Origin of the sequence: Rhizobium sp. RU36D, assembly GCF_900176345.1 — a bacterium.
Lineage (GTDB): Bacteria > Pseudomonadota > Alphaproteobacteria > Rhizobiales > Rhizobiaceae > Allorhizobium.
Window position 1 is genome coordinate 18,423 of sequence record NZ_FWXU01000029.1, and the last position, 23,611, is coordinate 42,033.

Below are 23,611 nucleotides of genomic sequence, written 5' to 3' on the forward strand. Positions count from 1 at the left end.
ATGTATCGAGACGGCGATAACAGCCGGGGATTTCAATGAAGCTCATTTCAATCGTGGCGGTAGCCGCTCTCATGCCGTCGATCGTACTCGCCCAGGATCCGAAGCTGATCGTCTGCCAAGGCCTCGACAAGGATGACGCGGGCCGTCAGGTCTCGATCCAACCGCTCGAGGGCAAAGGAAGCTACGACATCAAGGATGCGGACGGCAGCTTCAGCGTGCCGCTTGAGTGCGCGACCGGAACCGATTCATCGGCCTTTGCGATCGTATGCCATAGTCGCACTGACGCTTCGGATGGTTCCATCGTCCGGCAAACGTGGTCAATTCCCAACTACACCGATAGCCCGGCGAGAACGGTGTTCAGCATCTTGATCTCGCACGACGAGAAGCTGACGAAGGATCATGTGGCCGCGATCTCGATCTACGACAGCAACTGCAAAGCTATGTGAGCTGTCAGGCCGGATCGTCTTCCGGATCCGGATCTTCCTCGTAAGAGAGCGCCTGGTTGCGAGCTACCTCTTCGAGCGCCTTGTAGATCACCCGAGGTGGCCATCCTGCCTGAATTGCCTTGTCGACGAGATCCCTGACCGGGAGATCGATGGCCTCCTGACATTCGAGACCATAGTCCGGATGATCCGGCTCGTGCCGGGGTGATGAGATCTCCATAGCAGCCCTCCTGTTGCCGACATCAACGCGGGGCAGGGGTAGCCGTTCCCTCATCCTGTCCCTCTACTCCCACTCTCCGATCGAGGAAGCTGGAAATCAAGCGGACTGATGCTGGGCCAAGGGATAACCGTTAAGTCTGCGAAGGGCGCTCTTAATCCCCGGAGAAAATGTTCCTGGATTGTTCTTATTTGTTGACCGCGCTCTAATGTTCTGGTTTCGTTCTCTCAAAAACGAGAATGGAATGCCAACCTCATGAGAGCCGCCCTATCGATCGTCGAGCCAGTCACCGTTGATTACCTGCTGCGTGAGGTCAGGACCGCTGGCCTGCTGGTCTCTGCAGGATTTCCCTCTCCTGCAGGCGACGACCTCGAAGATCCCATCGATCTCGTCGCCTGGATCGTGCGCAGGGAGACATCGACATTCTGGTATCGTGTGTCCGGCAACTCCTTGTCACGCGCCGGGATCCTGGACGGCGACTTTGTGGCAATAGACAGGGCAGGGAAGGTCCAACCCGGCCGGACTGTCCTCGCCCTCCATAACGGCGACATGCTCCTGAAGGTGCTGACCAGGCGCGACGGCCGACTGTGGCTCGAGGCGAGATCGGACGACCATTACCCTCCACTCCCAGTCCTCGAGACGACCGAGATCTGGGGTGTTGTGGCTGGCATCGCTCGTCGCTACCCGGTCGAATGAGATGGCCGATCCCATTGCCCTGATCGACTGCAACAATTTCTACGTCAGTTGCGAGCGCCTGTTCGATCCTCGTCTCCGCGGCGTCCCTGTCGTTGTTCTGAGTAACAATGACGGCTGTGCGGTCGCCAGATCCGACGAGGCGAAGGCTCTCGGGATCAAGATGGGCGAGCCCGCTCACCTCTTCAAACAGAAGACGAAGGAGCATGGCATCCGGTTGTTCTCGTCGAACTACACCCTCTACGGCGACATCTCCCGGCGCGTGGCAGCCACGATCTCGGACTTCTCCCCGAGGACGGAAATCTATTCGATCGACGAGACCTTCGTAGACATGAGCGGCTTCGGTGGCCGGATGCTCGACCACGCGGCCGAGATGAGGGCGACCGTCCGGCAGAACACCGGAATCCCCACATGCGTCGGGATCGGCCCGAGCAAGACCATGGCGAAGTTCGCCAATTTCATTGCGAAAAAGAATCCGGTCTTCAACGGCGTCGCGGACCTCACCGACGATAACATTGCGGCCTACTGCATGGCCCGCACCGATGTCTCGGAGGTCTGGGGCGTAGGATCCCGGACTACGGAGAAACTCCGCGGCCTCGGGATCAATACCGTCGCCCAGCTCCGCGACATGCCGCTACCACTCGCCCGGTCCGTCGGAACCGTCGTACTTGAGCGGACGGTGGCCGAGCTGCGCGGGATCCCTTGCATCGAGATCCAGGACGTCGAACCCACTCGAAAGGGGATGGCTGTCACCCGGTCGGCCGGAACGCCCATGACATCGCTCGCCGTCCTGCAGCAGGCGATCACCGCCCATGCGACGAGGGCAGCGGAGAAGCTGCGCCGTCACGGCCTGGTAGCCGCTCACATGACCGTCTTCTTCCACACGAACCCGCACAACGGATCCGCTCGCGACAGCTCCTCAAGGACCGCCAAGCTATCACCGCCGTCGAATACCACCATGGCACTGGTGCAAACAGCGCTGCGCTGCGCAGAGCGCGGCTGGAAGGGGAATAGAGAGGCGAATGGGTATGCTTACACGAAAGCTGGCGTCATGCTCGATGACCTGGTGCCGGAGGAGCTGGCCCCGGTCGATCTATTCGCTCATGAGCAGGCGAAGTCAGCAAAGCTGTCGGTGGCGCTGGATGCGGTCAACGACAAGTGGGGGAAGAAGACCATCGTCCTAGCCAGCGAGGGCTTCAAACAGCCGTTCGCGACAAAGGCCAACATGAGATCGCCCAGGTACACGACCCGGCTTGCAGATCTCCCGGTTGTCCGCGCATAGTCACGTCCATGGAGACAAACCACACATTCCGCGTAGAGGTCTGGGACGATCCCCCGGATGGAGGAGGCTCGATCATCGAAGTGATCGCATCCTCATCGAGCTTCACGGTGTCCAGCGCCGCACTGAAGGCCGCGATCCGAGAGCGCCCCGGCAAGTACATCGTTCACATGAACGGCCGGAACCGGATGACATGCGAGCTCGCGCCCGATCCTCCGGAGCCGCTGAAGCCGCCGAAGGTCAGGACCGGGCCGGATCCGTATCCCGAGGTTCTGAACGATCCCCAGTACACGTTCGCATCATTGCCGGAGTGGAAGACGCTCGCGATCCGCTGCAAGAGCTGCGATCGGGTTGCGCCTGTCGATCGATGGGAGATGGCGCGTCAGCATGGAAAGCAGACGGTGATAACCAGCTTGCTGCCGAAGCTCCGATGCGAGTGCGGCGTGAAGGGAAACAGCGAATGGCGCATGGGAATGATGCCGCGATAACCGCCAGAAGTTCCATAAACTATCTTATGCAACGTTAGGTTTTACGCAATCTCTATCACACCTATAAGCCACATATAGGATTCATTTTCAATAGAAACTTCTTCCGGAGATCCACGGAAGCGGGATCCGTCAAGGCTTCCAAATACCGATCGAACTCCGCCACCAGCTCAGTGTGAAATAGCGTTCGATTGACGGTGATCTCGCCGCTATTGAAGCGCATCATCGGGCCGCTAATCCCGACCGTCATCTTGTCGGTCGCGCCGCTGTGATGGAGGGCGCAGCGCCCTTGCTTGTAGAACTCCCCAGCCTTCGTCGCGGCAACCATTCCAGCATTGAGGCAGTCGAGGAACGGCTGCCAGTTGCTCAGGAATGCCTTGAACAGCCGAGTGCTGTGACCTGTGTGGTTGGGAACGCCCTCCTTGAAACCCTGAATGGTTTCCAGAACTAGGCAATCCAGGGCGAGGATCGCGAAGCCGAATGTCTGCGGTTTGTTGGCCTTATCGACATCGATCAGGGTCTGCGCTGGCGTGATGAAGCGGCCATGGATGCGATCCCTCAGAACATCGACGGCCTTCACCCAGTCCTCCTGCTTCGGATTGTCGGGATCCAGTTCGAGGCCGCGCCAGAAGGCGACCGTGTATTTCGGACTGATCTGAAGGCTCCGGCTCTGTGTCGTGTCGCTCATGTTGATATCCGGGCCTTTTGCTGTCTTCTCGTCACTGGATTCCGGGGTGCTTCTCCGTAGTCATGTAGAGGTGGAAGAGCTGTCGAGAGAAGGCGGGATCGATCTTCTCCGCGCGTCTCAGATTGATGAGGAGCTGCTCGATCTCGTCAGACGGCTCCCCAGTATCGCCGGACAGCTCCGAAACCTTATCGGCCCAGTCGTCGATGAACTCACGGTCAGCAGTGATGCCATGCTCAGCGGCGAGCTTCCTGATCTGTTCTGATGGCTTCATTCGACATCCTGCGTGTGCGCGAAAAGCCCTGAAAATGCAGGGCATATCGGGTCTGTATTGAACCTAATCCACCCTATCTACCAATGCCTCGTACGACAATTCCGACCGCCTGATTTCCAATAAGCATCATTATCGGAACCTAGAAATCGGGGCCGTTGCTGTCGTCGAGAACGGACGATCCGGCTTCATAGGCAGCCTCAATAAAGGCTTCCCGAGCGTGTTCCGGGGTATCGTCCTCGCCGCCACTCAAGACAGCATCGCACATCATCAGCGCCGTCAGGTAGGCTTCGCCCTCCGTCGATACAGGCCAATCCCGGATCAGGCAGTCGGCCAGCTCGGCTGCCGATGTCAGCTTGAGGAAGCAGCCTCATTCGATCTGCAGGGGGATGATTCCAAATTCGAGCGTGGATTCAGTCACCTCTCTGCCGATCCCGGTATTCATCAACTTGCCGATCGATTTCCGCCTCAGCAGCCGCAGCAATCTCATACAGCATCTCTCGGACTGAGGCCGTCTTTTCCATGAACGACACGTAGGTCTCCAAGGCGGCATGTGCGTTGCCCTTTGAACGCAAGCGGATGACCTGTTGTCGCCACCCTTTGATGGGATCCTTCTTGAAGGCCAGCGGGTACTTCTTCCCCAGCCACTCGATGAGCTCGATCCGCGTCGCCCCTGAGAAGCCGTTCTCCTTCGCAAACGTCAGCCCTTCGCGTGAGAACGAGAGCGGCCACACCTGATAGTAGACGATTGCTTCGTCCCTCGTTTTCTCCTGCCCCGCGTAGACACCGCGAGCAACGATGTCCAAATACGTGTCAGCATCATCGATTATCTGATCCATGTGATCGACCAACGCCCGGATCGTCTCGCCCTTCTTGTGGCCGCACCTGGTGAGCATCGTCTGGCAAGCCCTCGCGAAGTCCCCAATCTCGCCGGGTGAGTACTTCCGGCTGTTGAAATACTTCTTGGACCGCTCAGGGAGCTGAATGTTGAACGGGTAGAAGAACCCATTCATGGGATAGTTTGCGAGAATCTCGCACGCGACGGCGAAGTAGAAGGACGAGATCGCAGGTAGGATCGCCTCGTGCTGCAGGCCGACGTGGTACAGCTCGTTCCTGAAGTCGTGCATAAGGGCGATGGTCCTCGCCTGCTCTTCTGTCACGAGGCCTTCGAGCTTTGCGAACTTGAGCTTCGCCTCGAAGACGCGACCCCTCGCCTCCTCCAGCTCCTTCTTGTGCGGATATCCCTGCTCCCGGCCGTACCAGGACTCCAGCTCAGCGCTTTTGCTCTTGGCGAGCTCGTGCATAGCCAGCTCAAGCGCATTGTCCGTCAGCATGAGGCCGAACCGCGCGTCATGGACGCTGCCTCTCTCGATATGTTCAAGCGCGAGATCCATTTGGTCGAGTACGCTCGCAAGGAATTTCAACATCGAGTTCAACCCAAATCGATCTCAGCCGCCGCCTGTCGAGCGCGATCGTCAGAGAAGCGGTTCATCTTCTGCTCCCGGCTGGCTTCGATCTGTGCCGCCATGTCGAGGACCTCTTGCATCCAGGTGCCAACCCTGAATCCGGTCAGGTCCGCGAACTGCCACTCAGAATATTCTTTCATCAGATCCTTGGTGACATCGAACTTAGCGACCCGGTTGTCTCCGGCGTAGAAATGGACCTCACCGATATAGACATGATCGTCCGGCGCTGACGACAGGCCGCTGTCCCTGAAGACGAGACGATATTGCCGATCCCGGAAGGTGAAATCGTTCGTGGACACGACAACCCTCCGCATGCCGTCCTCTTCCGTCGTTCGCGAGGCTCTGATGTCGGCGGCATCGAAACCCACCCAGTCCATGAAGTCGTCGCGCTGGCTCCATGCGTGCCAGTGGGCCATATGCTCCGGGAGACATCTGCCGAGCGCATATGCGATCCGGCCTTCTGTCGCGATCTTCCGAGCGATCTGAACCTTGTAATGTGCAGCGGTCAGCTCTTCGTCAGGGACCGCCTTCTTCGCAGCATACGAGGCTTCCGCGTACGACCGGAGCGAGGCGGCCAGCTTCTCCGCAGCCTTCTCAAGCTCGGCCTGCGTTGACTTCGGCGTTGGCTCAGTCGGCTCTGCTGCCACGACTGGCTCAGCAGCCGTCAGATCCTGCTCCTGCTTCTTCTTCCAGAACATGCAAACCCCCTCGTTTCCCGCGAAGATAGCACCGTTTTCGGATTAGGAAGAGAGATGGCTGCTCTTGCGCTGATGGCCGCCGGCGGCCATCATGTTGACTGTGGAGACGAACCCCACGCCCGATAGATTTCCCTGACGGCAAGCCTTCACGGAGGCAGTTCATGATTTCGCGGGTGCGAGGTCGAAAGGTAATCCCCCCGCCAATTAACGGGCTTCAAAAGTAGAATTTTCTCGGGCTTTATGATCGAGGAGATTTTGATGAAGACGAGCAGATTCAGCGAACCGCAAATCCTAGCCATCCTTCGCCAGGCAGAAGGTGGGGTCCCTGTGCCCGAGCTATGCCGGGAACACGGGATGAGCACAGCGTCCTTTTACAAATGGCGAGCCAAATATGGCGGTATGGACGCGTCCATGATCAGTCAGATGAAGTCTCTGGAAGACGAGAACAGACGGTTGAAGAAGATGTATGCCGAGATGAGCATGCAGGCCGAATTGCTCAAAGAGGCTTTGGGAAAAAAGTGACACGGCCATCTCAACGCCGGGAGATGGCCGGGAAAGCAGTGGCGTTGCGTGGGGTGAGCATCGCGCTCGCCTGCCGCACCTTTGGTGTCAGCGAGACCTGCTATCGTTATAGCGCCAAGCTGAACGACGATAACGAGGAGATTGCCGATCTGCTCATCGGATTAACGCGGGCCAAGAAGAGCTGGGGTTTCGGCCTGTGCTTTCTCTACCTGCGCAATGTCCGTGGGCATCGCTGGAACCACAAGCGGGTCTATCGCATCTATCGCGAGCTGGAATTGAACCTGAGGATCAAGCCGCGCAAGCGCCTGAAGCGTGACAAACCCGATGCCTTGACCGTGCCGGAAGCACCAAACATGGTCTGGTCCATGGATTTCATGGCGGATCGCCTTGAGGACGGCAGGCAGTTTCGGCTGCTGAATGTTCTGGACGACTTCAATCGCGAGGGATTGGGCATTGAGGTGGATTTCTCGTTACCTGCCGAGCGCGTCATCCGGAGCCTGAACCAGATCATCGAATGGCGCGGCAAGCCCATGGCCATACGGGTGGATAACGGCCCGGAATATATCAGTGGCAAGCTGATGGAATGGGCAGAGAAGCGGGGAATAGCCTTGAGCCACATTCAGCCAGGCAAGCCGCAACAGAATGCCTACGTCGAACGCTATAACCGCACGGTTCGGCACGAATGGCTAGACCAGCACATCATCGAAAGCATTGAGGAGGCACAAGAGTTTGCCACGCAGTGGCTATGGACCTACAACAATGAACGGCCCAACATGGGCATCGGCGGCATTACACCCGCACAGAAACTGAAAATGGCCGCGTGAATTCTACGATCGAGCCCCGCTAAAAACGGGGGGATTACCGAAATATGGCGCGACATCGAAAGGGCTGTCTACCGGAGGCAGCCTTTTCCTATTCTACCGCTTCCTGAAGACATTGCCGACCCGGTACAAGTCATAGGCAATGCAGACGCTCTGGACCATCTTATGATGCAGATAGAGCCGATCGTCGAAGTCAGACGATACGACTGCGCCAGCTTCGATCCGGAAGACCTCGTGAGGTTCCAGACCGCTGTTATCGATCAGCAGCGCCTCGTCCGCATGGCCCAGTGCCGCAGCCAGTTTATCCAGGGATCCTTCGTATCGTCTGCGGATGTCGTCTTCGGGGATATCGTGGCCGCCAGCTTCGACACGCTGCCTGACGCGCTCAATGTTCCTCTCAACCGAATCCAGGGCGACATAATAGAGCGCGACCGAGAACCCGGCCGCCTTAGCGTCGCGCATCAGATTGACGGACTGATGGCTGCTCAGGGTCGTTTCGTAGATGAAAGATGTCTTGGTTTCGATCATCTCCGCGAGCTTGCGGATGGCCGCCCTACCCGCTGCCATGGCCGCAGCTCGGCCGTCACTTGTTCTGGTCAGCTCCTTTGCGATCTCGTCGGCATTGATCCACACGCCGTCGAGCTGCAGCTTCGCATATGCCGACGACTTGCCGGATCCGTTAGGACCGCCGAGAATGATACAGGATGGCTGCAATTGGTTACTGCCCCATGGCAGCATGAACACGGACTTCCTCGTGTTCGGCGCGATCCTTTGCCTCGTTGGCGAGATCACGGTCGGAGATCGGCAAGCCCAGACGGCGGCGCTCGGCAATTGCTTCCCGGCCGATCTGCATCAGGGCTTCCTTGTTTTCGTCGTACTTCTTCAAAAGCATCGTCGATCTCCTATGGCCTCAATATAGCGCTTCCCGCGCCGGACGGCAAATATCGCTTGTTTCAGGTTCCGCCGACGGCAACACTGGATCCAACAGGTCGCGGGAGACGGCCTTCAAGCCCTCGGGCATCTTCCGTTCCTCTATCTCTGAAACTTGACCCCGCGGCTCACCCTGCGGGGTTCTTTTATTCAGGATCGTCCTCACGGTATTCATCCAGTGCACCGGATGGCATATGCGCGACGATCTCAGATCGCCTGCGGCTGTAGAGGATCGCATTTGCCTTCTGCGCCATCTGTCGAAGAAACTCGGCTACCAGTTCTTGGTCTCCCGGATCGTCCGAGCCTGACAGCTCGGAGATCAGCTCGACGACTGGGTACGGTAGCAGCTCGACAATCTGCTCAGATTTCACCACGGATCGAAGCTCGGCTGCGAACTGTTCGATGGTCTCGACAGGCACATCGAGTTGCTCTGCGATCCACTGGATACGAAAGCCGTGTTCGGTCAGCATCCGGCGGATCGTCGATGCCTTCACCTCAGGCAACCTTCCGGCGCGGACCACGTCGTTATCGCTCACCATGCCCAAAACCTTCTCTTTCTACTCCCCACTTTCTATCCGGACCTGTAACCGTTGGCTACTTTTGTTCCTTGCGTGAGCAGGCTGAACCATCCGGGAAATAGAAAGAGAGAGGAACTCCCCGATGCCAGCAGAACGCATGGAAATCATATTCGAGACAGCCGACCGCTTCCCCGGCCAGATCGCATTCGATGTCAGCTTCCGGAATGCCCGGTACATCGACCATGCGAACGCTGGCACGGCCGAGCGTATGAAGATCTCCGCGGACATCGAGAAGACCGCCGAGCGTGAGGGCTACGAGTTTATCCATGGCCGGAAAGGCGTCGATGGCGAGATGATGCCGATCCAGCGCTTCATCTCAGCATACCCACACGCTGCAGCCGATCCCCGACCGATCGTCGATGCCTTCCGCGATCAGGGCTACCATGTCGCCGTCAGGGGCGGCTACATGAACGGCGAGATCCTGACGTTGGATCAACTCTGCAGCATGTCCCGACAGGATCACGACCGAGCCACCCGCGAAGAGGCTGCATATGCCGCTGGCAGGGCCGCCGAGCGCGCTGGACGTGATGCAGCCGCCGTTCTCCGTCTCAAGACCGCTGCGCTCGCTGAAGAGGCATCACTGACCGCGCAGTTCGGATCGCAAGCCGATCGCAATGCCTTCCGCGAATATCAGTCTCGGATCAGGGAGCGGGAAACTGGACTTGAGATGCCGGAGGACGAGCAGAGAGCTGCCTTTGCAGCGTAAGTCGATTTCGATTTTCTCGTTATCGGTCTCTGCCATCCTCGCACCCCCATCAGGCCCTTGAACACTGCTGGCAGATCAGCCCGGCAGGGTCGGGGCTAAAGCCCCTCAAGGGGGCCGAGTTGCCGCTGCGCGGCTGCCCGCACATAGACCCCCTTGCCCCTGCCAATCTGACCCGCCATTGGTCTATTCACGGGCGAGACGGTGGTGCGAGGATGGCTTTCAAAGACGAAGCCGCTCCCTATGCCCTTGAGGGGCATCAGGTTCGTGAAAAGAGAAGATCGGGGCAAACAATGGCTAAAGGATAGCCCTTCAGGCCGCTTCGCGTAGTCGATTCCTGACCTTTAGGTGCCCAGCACGGCATCCCTGCGATCCTGCCGGGTGTCCGGTTCCAGCCGCGCGCCGATCTCCATCAGCGACCGCGAGGATCGGTTTCGGCTTGCCACCGTTGGCGCCTATTTCGGCCAATTCTGTTGACTTAAATAATTGATTTATTTGCGTTTTTTTCGATTTTTGCGCTTGCGGTATGTTCCGCCGACAGGCAAACTTAATAGGTAAGCAACTGAAATGCTTACGAAAACAAGAAACCACCAGAGATAAGGAAATCCCATGAACGAGCAAGAAATCATCGATACGATCCGCAGCTACCTTGATGATGCATCTTTCGACGCTTCGATCAGCAAGGAGGACGAGGCGACCCTGTTGGATCTCAGCTACAGCCTGCGTTACTCTTCGTTCGATTTTGAGGGTGCTGAGCACTACGGCGCTTACGCTAACCTCATCATTGCAGAGAAGTTCTTCCGGCGTGCAGACACCGCGTTCCGCCGCTACAACCGCACCTCCCTTGCCGACATCTTTGACCGCCTTGAACGGCAGATGATCCGCATCCGCGAAAGAGATACCGGACACCTTGAGGATCTCGGACGCGCCTTGGCCGACAGTATCGTCACCAATGTAGACACCGCGATGGCCGCCTGATCAATCAACTGGGGAGGCCGGGAGGGCTTCCCCACCATTCCAGAATTAGAGGGAGAGAAACCATGACCGCAGCACTTGAACGCCATATGCCCGATCCGGCCGCGATGCGTTTCCAGTTCAAGGACAACGACGAAAACTATGTCGATTATCACTGGATCCAGCAGACGGAGGGCGAGCCTGTCGAGTGGCAACTTAGCCACGACCTGACCGATGGCACATGGGGCGCAATGGTCGATCAGGGCTGCTCCAGGCAGGAGGCAGCACAGGCGCAGTTAAACGCCTTGCTTGCTTGCCTGACCGAAGACCAGAAAGCGGAGGCAGCACAAGCCGCGAGGGATCGTCAGAGGGGTTGGGCTGTTGTCTACGACACCGCCAGAGACTGTCTAGCGATCCAGAAGATGGACGAGATGGAAACCTTCGCAACCGATGACGAGGCGCTGGCCGATGCCAGGAGGAGAGCCGCAGCAGGAGACGGTGATGCTGCCCGGTGTGTTGCCGCCCATGACGGCAACGAGGCCGCCATCGACACTTTCCTCACCGCCGCCTGACATCAACTGGGGAGGCCGGGAGGGCTTCCCCATCCACACCGGGAGGAGATACCCCGATCGACGATCGCTAGCCGCCGATAGAACCGCCGATAGAACCGCCGACCATCGGCGGTTTTTTCATGCCGCCAAGAACTATTTTGAATAAACATTCGTGGACATGCTTCGCTATTCCGAACGCATTATTTCCGGTTTCTAAGCATCGCTATTTTCTTGTATTTTATCGCTTGCGGTAGGCCACGCCGACAAGCAATATGAATGTAAGGGAAGCGAAAACAATGACTTCCTGAGACATCCAGAGAGATCGGAACACACCAAATGGCTAAGAAACTCGCTCAGAACATATCCCTCTTCTCCTCCTCAGACTTCATGTCGACTCCGGTCGCGCGCCGCGAGGAACTCGCTCAAGGCGGCGTTTTCGCAAGCGCCTATGGCCTGATGCAACGCATCGTGTCTTGCCCGAAGGGATCCGTCATCACCATCATGACGCGCAGCCTCAGCGGTGAAGAATTCGTCGAACTCGCCAAGTTCGCGAAGACCCGCAGTCTGACCATCGTGTCCGCGGTTTCCTTCGATGGCCTTACCTCCGAAGCCTTCACCCTTCGCGCTGCTGCCGTCGGCGCTCTGGTCAGCGGTCGCTACGAACTGGCAGCGCGTTCCGGCCGCCTCCTCCAAGCTCTCGAAGAGGTCGAAGAAGCGAGGCGTGATCTCGCCCTCATGCAGTATTTCGAAGCCCGCGTCGCCATGGAAGAATGGCAGGGCAACCCGACTGGTCTCGTTGCCCTCCGGGGCGCGGTCATCACCGCCGGAAAGGCCAGCGGCCTGACTGACGACCAGATCGAAGACGACATCGCGGATGTCATGAACCGGAGAGCAGCAGCAAAGATCGCGGCCTGACAGCAACGAGAGAGGGAGCGGCTGGAGGAGCCGCCCCCTGCCCTTCGGAGTAGAAAGAGAGAGACCATGACCGAGGAATACACCACTTACGATGCCGTCGTGGATGCCGTCCGCTGCCACAGTCGCGCCGACCGGGATCCGGGTTCTGCAGCTCAGGCCATGATGCGTGCCGTCCGCGTTCTGCAGCAGACGCACAGCGAAGCCGAGATTGTCGCACTTGCCGCCGATTACAAGGCTTGGGATCGCGCTGTCAGCTTGTATGTCCGGCAAGGACACCTCAACGTGCTCGATGTTCACTTGTCCCGCGAGATCATACCCATGCTCATCACAGCGATCGATGAGAACGACGCCGAAGTCCAGGCGCCCGCCCCGATCCCCGCCGTCAAGGGGAGGCATTTCGCTGACAAGCTGGCCGCCCGGATGACCGCCGCCTGATCGATCGACGATCGGTCGCATTGTCAACAATTAAGCCGACCACCCGCAGCCGCCGATAGGATGTCCTGTCGGCGGTTTTTTCATGGCCCCAAGCATCAGTTTCAGAAAAAATTCGTGGACGTGTTGAGCATTTGCACGGGCTATTCCTTCCGGTTTCCTAGCATCGTCATTTTTCCTGATTATTTCGCTTGCGGTAGGCTCCGCCGACAGGCAATCTATTCATAAGGGAAGCGAAAACAACGACTTCCTGAGATCTTCAGAGATAGGGAAATTGAGATGTCCAAGAAGTTCACAGCACCAAACGGCGGTGTCGCCATCACTGACCTGAATGCCGTCAAGGCATTCTACCTCTCCGTCATTCCGAAGCCGACACAGAGCATGCCGGGAGTTCACACGATCGCTGGCGCTCCCGCCCACGCTGACAAGCGACTGGCTGAATCCGGCTTTCCTGCCGCCGAGTTCGAGGGAGCGACCCTGTTCTTCAGGAGAGCCATCTGGACGGGCAAACCCCGGCAGTCCCGGTCTGTCAACTTCCACTACCGTCTTGATGCCGACGGCTGGAAGCTCACCGAAATCGAGAAGTGCATGGCCTCGTCCGAGATCTTCGACCGCATCAGGATCCGCGTAACGAACCCAGAGCTGCAGGCCATCCTTTCTCAGAGCAACATGTGATCGACGATCGGGGCGGTTGAGGAGCCGCCCCAGGCTCGCCTCAGAAATCCGGACATCACAGGAGGAACCCATGTCCAATCCAGTATTCGAGACCCTGAACGTCTACCGCCACCGCCTCGTCGGCATCCTGAACAGTGACGAGGTTTGGAGCCACGGTCACAGCGTCACCGTCTTCGACGGCGGGAAAGCATTGATCGCACTCGAGCAGATCATCGAAGGCGAGTTCACCGACGAGCAGAGGGAAGCAGCCACCGAGATCCTCGACATGATGGACAAGCTCGGCGGGATCATGGAAGACATCGCCTGCAGGATCGAAGATCTCATCACCGACGAGAACACCGAAGCCGAGGCCGCCTGATCGATCTCCTGGGGATTCCGGAATACAGGGAGAACGGCTATCCTGTCTCCTTCTACTCCCGGACTTCACCCCGGCAACTTATCGGAAGCCAGCACTGCCCATGTCCAGACACCTCCCCACAGATTACCGCCGCCTTCTCGAGAGCTTGTTCAGGCATCGAATGATCGCACGCGCCCTGCGGGATCGGCCGGAGCTAGTCCAGGTCGCGCAGCAGGAGAACGACAGCCTTCGGGAGCAGTACGGCGACCACGGCCAGTTCGTGGAGTGGGACGACATCCTGAAGCTGCCTGTCAGCGAGCTCCGGCAATTGTTGACATCGAGATCGGAGCGGATGTCCCAGCTCCGGATCGACAGCCCTTTCATCCGACCGCTGATCCGCGAGTTCGGCTTCCATGAAGACAAGCAGCGCCGCCGCATCCTGGATGCGAGCCGCCGTCTGGTCAGCCTCCGTCGGAGCGCGTTCGTTGAGTTCATGGGACCGGGACAGTCGTAGGGACTGTCGCCCCCTGCCCTTGCCGGATCCGCCGATAGAAAACCCGCCGTCGGCGTCTTTTTCCATGGCTGCAAGAAAAAAGTTTGTTGACCGTGCGAGCAATTCCGCGGGCTGTTTTTCGGCAGCTCATTTTATTGGATTATTGCGCTTGCGGTACGTGCCGCCGACAAGCATCATAATCATAAGGGAAGCGAGACAACGACTTCCTGACCTTCAGAGAACAGGGAAAATGAAATGACCAAGAAAATTGAAGACGTCCGGACCACACTTTCCGAGGAAACCGACAAGGCCTTCATCCGCGCCCTCAACCGCGCTTGGGAACTGGATGCCGTTGGCGTCGATCGCATGTCGGACGCAGGATATCGCCTCTTTAAGTGGGCGATGGAACAAGCGGCAGACGCCGTCGAACAGATCGATCTCGACATCGAAGCCGTTGAAGAGATGTACCACTACGGCAACCACCCGACCGACAGCAATGCATTCGATCGGATCTGCAAGCGCATGAAGGGTCAGCCGCCGAAGATGTTCGGAGATTACCTTGTCGCCTACGAGCCGGACGCGGAGGGGTTGGGTCTATTCGATCTCGTCATCAACTACGAAGACGAAGGCAGCGTGAGCATTGCAACCGAGTTGGCTCTGAAAGCAGCCTGACGACACCAACAGGGCGGCCAAAGGAGCCGCCCACCCCTTTCCCGAGATCACAGGAAACCCAGACATGACCACCACTCTTGAACAGCAGCAGTCGGCCATCGACAGCTACCTCGCCATCTTCGACACCGTGACCGTGTTCGATCGCCATCACCGCAGCATCCTTCAGCGTCTCCGGGATGCCCGGAAGAACCTGACCACCGCGAGGGATCTGAGGAGCGCGGTTGAGTTCGCGGAGCATCTCAACAAGGCCTACGATCCGAAAGTCTCTCCGAAGCTTGCAGATCGCGCTCGCAGCTTCCTCGAAGATCTCCCGGACGTTCCATTCGGAGGTCCGGTCGACCTCGAAATCCCGGCGAACAGCATGTTCCGTTCGATCTTCAGCATGTGACCCCAATAGGGCGGCAGGAGGAGCCGCCCACCCATTCCAGAGGAGGAACCCCCAAATGAACCCCAGCACCCGCTCAATCGCCGCCGCTAGGCGTGCAGAAGCCGTCATCGCGCAGTACCAGAACGCTCTCGCCAGAATGAGCGACCTCGTCGACGATATCGGCTGTTTCCCTGTCGGATCCAAGGAGTTCGAAGATCTGTTCAAGATCGGCCAGAACCTCAGCGCGTATGCCTACGAGGCCACAGCGATCGAGGAGGCCATTCTCGACATCGCCTTCGACATCACAGAGGCCACAAAGGCTGCCGCCTGACACCAGGCGGCCTTCGGCCGCCCCCGACTCCCGGCTGCGCAGCAGCAGATCGCCGGGCTCGTTATCGCTCCCCACGCGGGTCTCCATCAACTCATCATCAGGAGACCAGATATGACCATCACAGCACCCCTCATCGACGCGGCATATGTCATCCGCCGCCTGAATGACGCGAAGGCACTCATTGACACCGGAGGCGGCTTCTACGCCCCGGATGGGGATGCCATCCAGGCACAACAGGATTGCGCCGACGCAATTGGCGAGATCCGGAAGGACGGACTAACATCCTCCACGGTCGAGCTCGCTGCAGCCGTCATTTCACAAGCTGCCGACTTCGCCCGACTGGACGGCGAGCAAGCCGCCCTAATCGCGTGGGCGAGCCAGATCCGTAACGCCGCCTGATCCCGATCGTCGATCGATCCTCGACCTCAGAATCCGCCGATGGAAATCCCTGTCGGCGGATTTTTCGTGTCCGGCCTGTAATTATTTTCGAGGCCATTTTGTTGACCGTAATCGGTGTTCCGAAACGTATCGCTTCCGGTATCCAAGTGATTGTCTTTCCTTGCGATTTTCTTCGATTTTTTCGATTGCGTTAAGCTCCACCGACAAGCATCCTTGAAGTCAGAGGAAGCGATCAACGCTTTCGGAATAGAGAGAGGAAATCAAAATGAACACGGCTCCACTGTCCACGACGAGCTTCGACTACACCGAATTGACCGCTCGGATCGCAACCCTCGCCGTCGCAATCGAGGCTGGCGAATACAACCATCGTGCCGAGCTGAAAGCCCTCAAACTTCTCGACAACATGGTCGCGAAGGAACACGGCGAAGGCTTCGACGCTGGCAACATCCACTTCCTCGTCATGCGTGAGAACATCGACGAAGATACCGGAACTATCGACAGCGCAATTCTTGAAGCATGCTCGGCCGAGGAGCTTCTGGATCGCGCTGGGATCGATCGCAATGGCATGGACGACAGCGCCATAGAAGCCGCTGCTAATAAACTCACACCAGAACAACTGACCGAGATCGCAGAGACTATTCTTGAGGATGAGTATCGCTGCCTCGTCTTACGCGGCAACGCCGTCTGGTATCCGCGCCGCTGACCCCGAAACGGAGAGGGCTTCGGCTCTCTCCCCTTCTACTCCCCATGACATCACAAGCATCCGGAAAGGATCCAGACCATGACCACGACGAAATCCCCACGCCCCACTGCGAAGCCTGTCTCCCGTCCTGTCGGCGGCCCACAAAAGTCCATCGCCAACGCGAAGGCAGCGAAGAACGACATCGCGCTACAGCAGCTCCGGGAAACGATCACGATGATCGACAAGCTCGAAATCTTGACCCGAGACATCGAGACCAAGTTCAAGTCGATCGACCTCAGCGACTTCCCGAAAGGGGATCGCAGCTTGATGGAGCGCCAGATTGAGCTTGCCCAGGCATCGAACTGGGCAACGCTGATCGCTATCAGTCGAGCCGTTGAGCATGCCGCTAACGGGCTGCTGCACGGCTCTGTGTATCCCCGCGATCTCGCTCGGCCGAAAGAGAAGCCGACCAGAAAAACGATCGCCGCCGAGACGATCGGGCTCAATTTCGACCTCACCGATTTCCCCGGATGACCAAACCAAGGGGGCAGTAGAGAGAAGGAGGATCTCGCTGCTGCTCCTGTCGGCCGCCGTTGTTCCTTGCGAGCTGGCCGCCGACGATTTCGACAACGCGTTCATGAAGTGCGCGACAACAGGAGGAACAGCAATGAGTACTGGCACTAGACCACCCATCGAGCCGGATTATTACAACAGCCCCGCATACAAGGCAGCTCAGGAATCCGCCCGAGCCGAAGCGGAGCGCAAAGCTCAATACACGAGCACGGCGCGATGGTTCCGACAGGAGTCGGAAGCCGAGTTTGCCAAAAACGCGGAAGCTCAGAAGCCGACGACACCGCACAAGGAATATCTCGACCACCAGATCGTCGAACGCGCAACGATCCGCAAGCTGTCGAGCGACCGGGAGTCTGCTTTTGCCACTCTTCAGCGATCGGTTCCAAAAGAGCTCGGGTCGCAATTCAGGATCGGTGAGGACACCCCTACCATCGTCAAAGTCCGCGTTGTCGATGAGGCGACGAAGGAAAGCCGCGAGGTGAAACTTCGGCACCTCGCTACGACCATTCTCGGCAAGATGCTTCACATCGCGCCAGACGGTTCGAAGTCTCAGATCAACTTTTATATCGCGAACTTCACACCGGGAAACGTCGACCCTCGAAGCATGGCCCTTGAGCAAATCCCGCCGCAGTACGACGGCGTGCAGAACAAGACGGTGACCTTTATGGTCGGGAGGAAGCTCAACCCGGATGGATCCCTCGGTGAAGTCGATCCTCGCTATACGACCGAGGACGGCAAGGCCATCATGACCCGCGATCTCAGTGTCATACAGAAGAAAATTATCGAGATCGGTTGCAACAACATAGCCATCATCCAAGCCAGAAACGAAGCCGCCGCACGTCAAAGAGCAACCGCAAGTGCCGCTGCCCCGGCCCCGGTGACCGCTCAGTTCGGATCGCAAGCCGACCGCGACGCTTTCCGCGCTCACCAAGCTCGCCTTCGGGCTCAGGAAGACGGCCGGAATTATAGTCGTGACCAGGAGCCGGACGCAGGACGCGGATACGGCCGATAAGCGATCGTCGATCAGCTACTCCGCCGACAAACCCGCCGACAGAAACACCCTGTCGGCGGGTTTTTCTGTGCCCGCAAATCTTTTTTCGCACCCCATTTTGTTGACAAGCTCAGCGTTTCCGAAGGCTATTGCTTCAGCTTTCTAAGTATCTGAAAAATAATAGTTTTCGCCCTCTTGTGCCAGTTCCGCCGATGGGTGATCCTTTAAATAACGGAAGGAAAATCAATCACTTCCGACTCCAGAGAGGATCACCATCATGTCTAAGAAAATCGCACTCCTGCCGCTGACCGTCGAAGCCCTGAAGCAGCCTGTTGCCGAGCATCAGGGCAACGCTCTGCGCTGGACGACGAGCCCTCGCCAGATCATTGAGGCCGCCGACGAAATCGAAGATCTCCGTGTCGCCAGTAAGCTGCCGAAATCCATGTCCATCGGCATGGAAGCCGTCCTGCTCACGGCTGGCCCAAGCCAAGCATACACCGGGCACCAGGTCATCGGCTCGAAGGTCACCTACCGCTACACCAAGTCCGGATGGCGCGTCGCTTCCGTCGCTCGCGAGACCCGCTATCCGGGACAGCGCGAGAAGGTCGCCCTCGTCGTCACTGCTGAGCAGGCCGCTGAGATCCAGCAGCGCTCGATCGCAGGCATGATCATCAAACAGGCCGCCTGAAGCCGACAACCAGAGGGAGGGGTCAACCCTCCCCATCTCCCGGAGGAAGCAACATGAAATACCCAAGCGAAGAGATCGACAGCCGTCCGAACATCAGGATCCTTGAGACCCATGGATTCGACTTCACGGACGGCGAAGCTGACCACGGACTGTATAAATACAACACGGTCTACAACGAGAGCGGACAGATCGACGAGTACCTGATGCCGGAGTTCGGGCTAACCAGAGTCCCTGTTGGCGGCCGCACGCCTCTGTTCCTGCCGCTCAAGAAGACCCGGTTCGAATGGCCAGTCGAACGATCGGAGCCCGTGCTGCGGTCTCGTGAAGACCAGTATCACGAGGGCGAATTCTGGAAGGAAAGCGTCCGCGCTCCAAAAGTCGTCTATGACCTCGAGCATCTCGGAATTGATGTCGGCCGCGATGTCATCCTCGATCGTCGATCGGAGGGATACTGAGATGAACCGCGCCCACACGCTCATTCAGCTCGGCGGAACACAGCCGATCACCGACGACAACAAGGCCGGGGTGAACGCGGTCCTGCATTCAACGAAGAACAAGGGTGCCAGCTACCTCCTGCACTTTGATGGCCTCAAGGCCAGATGCGGTGTTGTCGAGAGCACGCTCCGCAAGCTCGGGTTCCCGGAGTTCTACTGGGATGGCGTTGAGTTCAGCACTTACAGCGACGGCCCCGGCCGACGCTACCCTTTCGACACTGTCGTCGGTGTCTGGGCGAGAGTGCGCCGGATCGAAGGGAAGTGGCATCTGGTTGATGCCGAGAAGTGCGCGATCTCGAAGACCGAAGACGGCGAGCCGCGCTTTCTGCCCTTCACGGCGGAACAGTGGGAGCAAATCCCGGAGCCAGACGACAACCCATATCGCCGGGTCAACATCAGATTCACGAAATAGAGGAGAGAGACCATGACCACCGTATCTGCACACATCAACGAGTTCATCGCGGAGTTCGCGGATGTCAGTCCAGCGAAGCCGAGGAACGTCAGTCTCGACAGCTTTGCCACGCTCGAAAAAGCAGGTGCCCGCGCGAGGAAGATGAACCCAGACGCGCCGGACTTCCGTAACCCTGTCCCGAAAGCCGTCGTTCTGCCGAAGGGGATCCCCATCGATCCCCGGAAGCGGATCGATCTGACCGAGTTCGACGGACTGGGCTGGTGACCGACATGGAGGAAGAGGAAATCGGAATATTCGAGTTCGAGTGGGAACAGCACCTCGACGACGAACTGCGTGAGCTTGAGGAGTATGTCTTCGGCAAAGTCACGACCGTCATCGAGAACGACATCCTTCGCCGTCATGCTGGGGAGCCGACCTATGAGACATCGCAGCAGCTCAGGAGGATCGCTGGCAGGTATCAGCGTGGCGAGCTCGGTGTCGTGCTTCCTGTTCTACTCCCCTTTGCCGGGGGCGACCAGAAGACGATGGCCGCTGACTTCTTGTCGACGCTCGAGGAGCAGGACGATGAGAATGTCTTGCTGATGTATCGGCTGGCGAAGAGATGGGCCACTGATCTCGGGTTCAAGCTGCCGAACGATGCCCCGCCGATCGACGAGCGGCCTATGGATCTTATCGAGATCGAGCATCCATGGCCTGAGATGTCGTCACACGCAATTCACTAGATGCCGGGTCGTATCGGCCGCCTCGCCCGGCGGCCCGTACGGAGCGACATCGACCAGGCGGCCTTCGGCCGCTTCGAGCCCGATTGCTCTAACAATTCCAGAGGAGGATCCCCACACATGACCACACTGCTAACCCCTTCCGGAGAACCGGAAACGATTTTGACACTCGACTACGGCTATATGCTTGTCAGCACCGACCCCAAGGAGCCTGTGCGTCTCTTCGGCCGCAATGGCAGCAGCGCCGCCGAGGAGTTCGGTATCGACGACATCCCTAGCCTCCGGGCGTTCGTCGCGCCCATCATGGAGGCAGCCCTGAAGGCAGGAGGCAGAATGCAGATCATCCACTTCGCTCCTCATGAAGAGGGCATCCGGGAGATGAAGCTAGTCGCCGGATTGCGAGCCATGAACCTCCGCGGTCATCACCTCGTTCAGATCATCCCGGTCCCGCTCGACATGCCGCTCGATAGCGACGGTCAGCTTTCGTATGACTTCGAGCCCTTCGAAGCCACTTTCGCATCCCGTTTCGCGGTGAAACACTGAGGCCGCCATGACCAATTCGAGGACGGCACCATGACCCGCGATCTCTACAATCTCTTCGATATCGAGCGACCGGATCCTTCGCGTGGAGCAGCCTTTTCCGACATCAATGCCGTCCGATCGCTCTTCGACGATAAGAACAACGATCTCGCGGAGTTTGCTCTCCAGGTGCCGACCGATGATCAACTTCGGCTACTCGCAGAAGATGCCCTGATCTCGATTCAGGATTCAGGGCTTCCGAATGAACTCTGGCCCGGTGTCACCGGATCATACTACTTTCCGACGCCCAACCCCGGCCCTTACCACGGCTGGTTTCTCTCGCTGCTCTACTCCGAAGACGGATGGCGGCTCGATCGCATCGCTGTAGGTGGAGGCGGCAAGCCAAAGTTCCGCGGCTTCATCCTGCAGCTCACCGACAACCGCATACATGCTCTCGAACGCGCCGGGCTGCCAACGCACCACTTCGCGCGGGAGCAGCGCATCCGGATGACAGATCACGAAGGCAATATCAGCCATTTCCTTGACTGGTCTCCCCCGAAAGCAAGCAGATCCAAATAGCCACCTAATCCGCCGACAAGATCTTCCGTCGGCGGATTTTTCATGGCCGCCGCAGAATTATTTTCGATGCAAGTTTGTTGACCATCGAAGCAGCCGCCGAACCTTTTCATTCCAGTTTCAAACCACCCTCTCCCGAGCCTGATTTTTCCGCTTGCGGTAGGCTCCGCCGACGGCAATCCTTGTATTCAGACGAGGGCGATCAACGCCTTCGGAGGATTAGAAGAGAGAGGGAACTCACCATGAAATCACGATACACCGACAGGCTGAAGGCTGCCGTCGCACAGTTCGAGGAAGCACGCATCGACACCAGTAACTGCCTGCAGTGGTTAGTTGAGGAGGCCGATATAGAGCTCAACTGCCTCAACAGGAGCATCGACCGCATCACCGATTGCGGAACGCGGGATCGCCTCGAATACGACCGAGGGATCATCCAGGAGGAGATCATGCTGCTTGAAACCGCACACGATGACTGGCGGCGACTTTCTGCAGAGATCGAGCATCGACTTCCTCAGATCCGCTGGAATATCGATGAGGTTGCTACCGAAGCTCTGACTTACGAGGATTTCAAGGCAAACGAAGCCAAGCAAGCCGAAATCGAACGCATCATTCTTCAGCGTCGTCGGGACAATATCCGGCCCATGACGCATGAGGAGATGGAGTGCCTCATCAGAGAGGATCTGTCCGCATATGCCGGAATCTTTCTCGGCCTTCCGCCAAAGGGTCCTTTCAGGGTCGTCGACGAGGTCGTCGAGTGCGATTTCGATCTCAATGGAAAGAGCATCGTGGTCTCCAAACTTCCGGACGGAGTGTGGAAGTGGCGCGGCAGAAACAGCCTTGCTGGCGGTAGCATCTGGCATCTGGAAGCTGCTGCGAAGAAGATCCCCACCTTCGAGGCACTGACGAATGTCAGACTTTATTTCGGAACGGAGTCGATGTCTGCTCGGGCTGGCGAGCTTCCCTGTATCCAAGGTCTCAAAGCCCACTGGGAGCAGGAGGCATATGCCCACGCCGCTGACCTTCGTCATGACAACGAGGCTGTCTGGGAACAGCGCCTGGCCGAGGCCGAAGAAGCAGGGAGGCGGATCCGGATTGTCGGCAACCCCGATGACCTGCAGCCAATCGTCTTCACGGAGTTCGGCCCGATCCATCCGGCAAACCTTCCTGCAGGTGCATTTGGCGGCATCTTCACCAACCGCCGTGTACTGTGAGGAGCCGATCGATGACCTCACCCCACCACGCCAAGCGCTGCCTTGCCGACTTCATCCGCGAGATGTCCGGCACCTACGCCCCGGGAGACATCGGGGCGCTCGCCAACATCGCCCGAAGCCTGAAAGGCCGATCCGACGATGAAGTCCATGGCTACTTCGTGGAAGACGGCAGCACCGTCGTCTTCACCGGGACCGATGGCAGCATCAGCTACGAACTCCGGATCCATGACCAGTCGGCCACCCCGCTGCGCAGCCCGGAACCGGAACGGATCGAGCGGCCGAACAATGTGCTGCCGTTCCCGGTCAAGAGACCTCCGGCGGCCATCCCGCTGGCATTTACCGACGACACCTTGGACGAGCTGGAAGCCGTCCTTCAGAGAGAAATAGAGAACAGGAGAAACCCACATGTCGAAAATTGAAGAACTGTACAAGGCCACCGGAGAGCTCAAGGAGCTGGCCGCCAAGATCGAGAAGCTGCTGCCGCAGGCCAGAAAGGCGGCCTCGGAGGCGGATAAGAGGCACCTGAAGCAAGCTGCCCTGTTTTTCGAGGAATTGCTCCACGACATCCATGACAATCGCCTCCCGGACGTCGTCCACTCCATCGTCGGCCGCTGCGAAAAGCGGGACGAGAACACTGAAGGGATGAAGCCATGAACCCGAACACCACCCCCGAACTGCCGCCGATCATGAAGATCGCTTTCGCAGCCAGCCGGATAGCCGCCGTCGTTCCGATGTTCGCAGCCGCCGCCCTGGTCAATGCCGCGCTGCCAAGGAAGGGGTCCAGTCGATGATGCAGGAAGCCGGATCTCCATGATTTCCGCCGACAGAA

The 23,611-nt window shown here is 58.3% G+C and carries 40 protein-coding genes; 31 read left to right on the plus strand and 9 right to left on the minus strand.

Going from position 1 to position 23,611, the window contains the following annotated elements; genetic code table 11:
- Positions 1–35: 35 nt before the first annotated feature.
- Positions 36–446, plus strand: a complete 411-nt coding sequence (locus B9A97_RS25035; RefSeq protein WP_084368556.1) for a hypothetical protein — start codon at positions 36–38, stop codon at positions 444–446.
- Between the two features lie 4 nt (positions 447–450).
- Here B9A97_RS25035 and B9A97_RS25040 read toward each other — a convergent pair whose 3' ends face one another.
- The gene (locus tag B9A97_RS25040; protein ID WP_084368557.1) at positions 451–663 is read right to left on the minus strand and encodes a hypothetical protein; all 213 of its coding nucleotides are present in this window, start codon (positions 661–663) and stop codon (positions 451–453) included.
- Positions 664–915: 252 nt separating this feature from the next.
- Between B9A97_RS25040 and B9A97_RS25045 the strand changes: the two genes are divergently transcribed.
- From B9A97_RS25045 to B9A97_RS25055, 3 genes are read left to right on the plus strand one after another with little or no spacing between them, the layout of a single operon-like run.
- A complete protein-coding gene (locus tag B9A97_RS25045) occupies positions 916–1,356 on the plus strand; it encodes a LexA family protein (protein WP_084368558.1) in 441 nt (146 codons plus the stop codon).
- Between the two features lies 1 nt (position 1,357).
- Entirely contained in the window at positions 1,358–2,635 is a 1,278-nt protein-coding gene (locus B9A97_RS25050) for a Y-family DNA polymerase (RefSeq protein WP_084368559.1), read from the plus strand.
- Positions 2,636–2,643: 8 nt separating this feature from the next.
- A complete protein-coding gene (locus B9A97_RS25055; protein ID WP_084368560.1) occupies positions 2,644–3,120 on the plus strand; it encodes a hypothetical protein in 477 nt (158 codons plus the stop codon).
- Positions 3,121–3,181: 61 nt separating this feature from the next.
- On the opposite strand, the gene B9A97_RS25060 is transcribed toward B9A97_RS25055, so the two are convergent.
- From B9A97_RS25060 to B9A97_RS25080, 5 genes are all read right to left on the minus strand, one after another.
- Positions 3,182–3,805, minus strand: coding sequence for a hypothetical protein (locus B9A97_RS25060; protein WP_084368561.1), 624 nt, complete (start codon positions 3,803–3,805; stop codon positions 3,182–3,184).
- 31 nt (positions 3,806–3,836) lie between these two features.
- Positions 3,837–4,076, minus strand: coding sequence for a hypothetical protein (locus tag B9A97_RS25065; RefSeq protein ID WP_084368562.1), 240 nt, complete (start codon positions 4,074–4,076; stop codon positions 3,837–3,839).
- 139 nt (positions 4,077–4,215) lie between these two features.
- Complete coding sequence (locus tag B9A97_RS25070; protein WP_143530706.1) at positions 4,216–4,428, minus strand: DUF982 domain-containing protein; 213 nt, start codon at positions 4,426–4,428, stop codon at positions 4,216–4,218.
- 58 nt (positions 4,429–4,486) lie between these two features.
- Positions 4,487–5,500, minus strand: coding sequence for a hypothetical protein (locus B9A97_RS25075; RefSeq protein ID WP_084368563.1), 1,014 nt, complete (start codon positions 5,498–5,500; stop codon positions 4,487–4,489).
- Positions 5,501–5,505: 5 nt separating this feature from the next.
- Positions 5,506–6,237 (minus strand): hypothetical protein, encoded by a 732-nt coding sequence (locus B9A97_RS25080; protein ID WP_084368564.1) that lies wholly within the window; start codon positions 6,235–6,237, stop codon positions 5,506–5,508.
- 258 nt (positions 6,238–6,495) lie between these two features.
- Here B9A97_RS25080 and B9A97_RS25085 point away from each other — a divergent pair.
- A protein-coding gene (locus tag B9A97_RS25085; RefSeq protein WP_143530707.1) for an IS3 family transposase occupies positions 6,496–7,583 on the plus strand; the annotation gives its coding sequence in 2 pieces (ribosomal slippage) (positions 6,496–6,757 and positions 6,757–7,583; 1,089 coding nt in all).
- Positions 7,584–7,676: 93 nt separating this feature from the next.
- On the opposite strand, the gene B9A97_RS25090 is transcribed toward B9A97_RS25085, so the two are convergent.
- The 3 genes from B9A97_RS25090 to B9A97_RS25095 all read right to left on the minus strand — a co-directional run bounded on the left by B9A97_RS25090 (position 7,677) and on the right by B9A97_RS25095 (position 9,049).
- Positions 7,677–8,318, minus strand: a complete 642-nt coding sequence (locus B9A97_RS25090) for a zeta toxin family protein (protein WP_084368565.1) — start codon at positions 8,316–8,318, stop codon at positions 7,677–7,679.
- Entirely contained in the window at positions 8,299–8,472 is a 174-nt protein-coding gene (locus B9A97_RS29940; protein ID WP_179145395.1) for a hypothetical protein, read from the minus strand. The genes B9A97_RS25090 and B9A97_RS29940 overlap by 20 nt, the downstream gene beginning before the upstream one ends.
- Positions 8,473–8,656: 184 nt before the next feature.
- Entirely contained in the window at positions 8,657–9,049 is a 393-nt protein-coding gene (locus B9A97_RS25095; RefSeq protein ID WP_084368566.1) for a hypothetical protein, read from the minus strand.
- Positions 9,050–9,170: 121 nt separating this feature from the next.
- Between B9A97_RS25095 and B9A97_RS25100 the strand changes: the two genes are divergently transcribed.
- From B9A97_RS25100 to B9A97_RS29945, 26 genes are all read left to right on the plus strand, one after another.
- Positions 9,171–9,794 carry a hypothetical protein gene (locus B9A97_RS25100; protein ID WP_084368567.1) on the plus strand — a complete coding sequence of 208 codons (624 nt, stop codon included), beginning with the start codon at positions 9,171–9,173 and terminating at the stop codon, positions 9,792–9,794.
- A gap of 606 nt (positions 9,795–10,400) precedes the next feature.
- Complete coding sequence (locus B9A97_RS25105; RefSeq protein WP_084368568.1) at positions 10,401–10,769, plus strand: hypothetical protein; 369 nt, start codon at positions 10,401–10,403, stop codon at positions 10,767–10,769.
- Positions 10,770–10,831: 62 nt separating this feature from the next.
- Positions 10,832–11,317, plus strand: a complete 486-nt coding sequence (locus tag B9A97_RS25110) for a hypothetical protein (protein ID WP_084368569.1) — start codon at positions 10,832–10,834, stop codon at positions 11,315–11,317.
- 315 nt (positions 11,318–11,632) lie between these two features.
- Positions 11,633–12,211 carry a hypothetical protein gene (locus tag B9A97_RS25115; RefSeq protein ID WP_084368570.1) on the plus strand — a complete coding sequence of 193 codons (579 nt, stop codon included), beginning with the start codon at positions 11,633–11,635 and terminating at the stop codon, positions 12,209–12,211.
- Positions 12,212–12,277: 66 nt separating this feature from the next.
- Positions 12,278–12,646 (plus strand): hypothetical protein, encoded by a 369-nt coding sequence (locus B9A97_RS25120; RefSeq protein WP_084368571.1) that lies wholly within the window; start codon positions 12,278–12,280, stop codon positions 12,644–12,646.
- Positions 12,647–12,922: 276 nt separating this feature from the next.
- Positions 12,923–13,318 (plus strand): hypothetical protein, encoded by a 396-nt coding sequence (locus B9A97_RS25125; RefSeq protein WP_084368572.1) that lies wholly within the window; start codon positions 12,923–12,925, stop codon positions 13,316–13,318.
- 70 nt (positions 13,319–13,388) lie between these two features.
- Entirely contained in the window at positions 13,389–13,676 is a 288-nt protein-coding gene (locus B9A97_RS25130) for a hypothetical protein (RefSeq protein WP_084368573.1), read from the plus strand.
- A 160-nt stretch (positions 13,677–13,836) separates the two neighbouring features.
- Positions 13,837–14,169, plus strand: a complete 333-nt coding sequence (locus B9A97_RS25135; RefSeq protein ID WP_143530708.1) for a hypothetical protein — start codon at positions 13,837–13,839, stop codon at positions 14,167–14,169.
- A gap of 234 nt (positions 14,170–14,403) precedes the next feature.
- Positions 14,404–14,820, plus strand: coding sequence for a hypothetical protein (locus tag B9A97_RS25140; RefSeq protein ID WP_084368575.1), 417 nt, complete (start codon positions 14,404–14,406; stop codon positions 14,818–14,820).
- Between the two features lie 64 nt (positions 14,821–14,884).
- Entirely contained in the window at positions 14,885–15,208 is a 324-nt protein-coding gene (locus B9A97_RS25145) for a hypothetical protein (RefSeq protein ID WP_084368576.1), read from the plus strand.
- 55 nt (positions 15,209–15,263) lie between these two features.
- Complete coding sequence (locus tag B9A97_RS25150) at positions 15,264–15,518, plus strand: hypothetical protein (protein ID WP_084368577.1); 255 nt, start codon at positions 15,264–15,266, stop codon at positions 15,516–15,518.
- Between the two features lie 111 nt (positions 15,519–15,629).
- Complete coding sequence (locus B9A97_RS25155) at positions 15,630–15,917, plus strand: hypothetical protein (protein ID WP_084368578.1); 288 nt, start codon at positions 15,630–15,632, stop codon at positions 15,915–15,917.
- A 265-nt stretch (positions 15,918–16,182) separates the two neighbouring features.
- The gene (locus B9A97_RS25160) at positions 16,183–16,620 is read left to right on the plus strand and encodes a hypothetical protein (protein ID WP_084368579.1); all 438 of its coding nucleotides are present in this window, start codon (positions 16,183–16,185) and stop codon (positions 16,618–16,620) included.
- Between the two features lie 78 nt (positions 16,621–16,698).
- Entirely contained in the window at positions 16,699–17,133 is a 435-nt protein-coding gene (locus tag B9A97_RS25165) for a hypothetical protein (RefSeq protein ID WP_084368580.1), read from the plus strand.
- 133 nt (positions 17,134–17,266) lie between these two features.
- The gene (locus B9A97_RS25170; protein ID WP_084368581.1) at positions 17,267–18,184 is read left to right on the plus strand and encodes a hypothetical protein; all 918 of its coding nucleotides are present in this window, start codon (positions 17,267–17,269) and stop codon (positions 18,182–18,184) included.
- Between the two features lie 256 nt (positions 18,185–18,440).
- Entirely contained in the window at positions 18,441–18,851 is a 411-nt protein-coding gene (locus tag B9A97_RS25175; RefSeq protein ID WP_084368582.1) for a hypothetical protein, read from the plus strand.
- A gap of 53 nt (positions 18,852–18,904) precedes the next feature.
- On the plus strand, positions 18,905–19,306 hold the full coding sequence (locus B9A97_RS25180) for a hypothetical protein (RefSeq protein WP_084368583.1): 402 nt from the start codon (positions 18,905–18,907) through the stop codon (positions 19,304–19,306).
- A 1-nt stretch (position 19,307) separates the two neighbouring features.
- Positions 19,308–19,757, plus strand: coding sequence for a hypothetical protein (locus tag B9A97_RS25185; RefSeq protein ID WP_084368584.1), 450 nt, complete (start codon positions 19,308–19,310; stop codon positions 19,755–19,757).
- A gap of 12 nt (positions 19,758–19,769) precedes the next feature.
- On the plus strand, positions 19,770–20,021 hold the full coding sequence (locus B9A97_RS25190) for a hypothetical protein (protein ID WP_084368585.1): 252 nt from the start codon (positions 19,770–19,772) through the stop codon (positions 20,019–20,021).
- Positions 20,018–20,479 (plus strand): hypothetical protein, encoded by a 462-nt coding sequence (locus tag B9A97_RS25195; protein WP_084368586.1) that lies wholly within the window; start codon positions 20,018–20,020, stop codon positions 20,477–20,479. The genes B9A97_RS25190 and B9A97_RS25195 overlap by 4 nt, the downstream gene beginning before the upstream one ends.
- Positions 20,480–20,596: 117 nt before the next feature.
- Positions 20,597–21,019, plus strand: a complete 423-nt coding sequence (locus B9A97_RS25200; protein ID WP_084368587.1) for a hypothetical protein — start codon at positions 20,597–20,599, stop codon at positions 21,017–21,019.
- Positions 21,020–21,049: 30 nt separating this feature from the next.
- The gene (locus tag B9A97_RS25205; RefSeq protein WP_084368588.1) at positions 21,050–21,574 is read left to right on the plus strand and encodes a hypothetical protein; all 525 of its coding nucleotides are present in this window, start codon (positions 21,050–21,052) and stop codon (positions 21,572–21,574) included.
- Positions 21,575–21,813: 239 nt separating this feature from the next.
- Positions 21,814–22,782 carry a hypothetical protein gene (locus B9A97_RS25210; RefSeq protein WP_084368589.1) on the plus strand — a complete coding sequence of 323 codons (969 nt, stop codon included), beginning with the start codon at positions 21,814–21,816 and terminating at the stop codon, positions 22,780–22,782.
- Positions 22,783–22,793: 11 nt separating this feature from the next.
- Positions 22,794–23,201: a hypothetical protein gene (locus B9A97_RS25215; RefSeq protein WP_084368590.1), complete on the plus strand. Its 408-nt coding sequence runs from the start codon at positions 22,794–22,796 to the stop codon at positions 23,199–23,201.
- Entirely contained in the window at positions 23,188–23,436 is a 249-nt protein-coding gene (locus B9A97_RS25220) for a hypothetical protein (RefSeq protein ID WP_084368591.1), read from the plus strand. The genes B9A97_RS25215 and B9A97_RS25220 overlap by 14 nt, the downstream gene beginning before the upstream one ends.
- Complete coding sequence (locus B9A97_RS29945; RefSeq protein ID WP_179145396.1) at positions 23,433–23,573, plus strand: hypothetical protein; 141 nt, start codon at positions 23,433–23,435, stop codon at positions 23,571–23,573. The genes B9A97_RS25220 and B9A97_RS29945 overlap by 4 nt, the downstream gene beginning before the upstream one ends.
- Positions 23,574–23,611 lie beyond the last annotated feature (38 nt).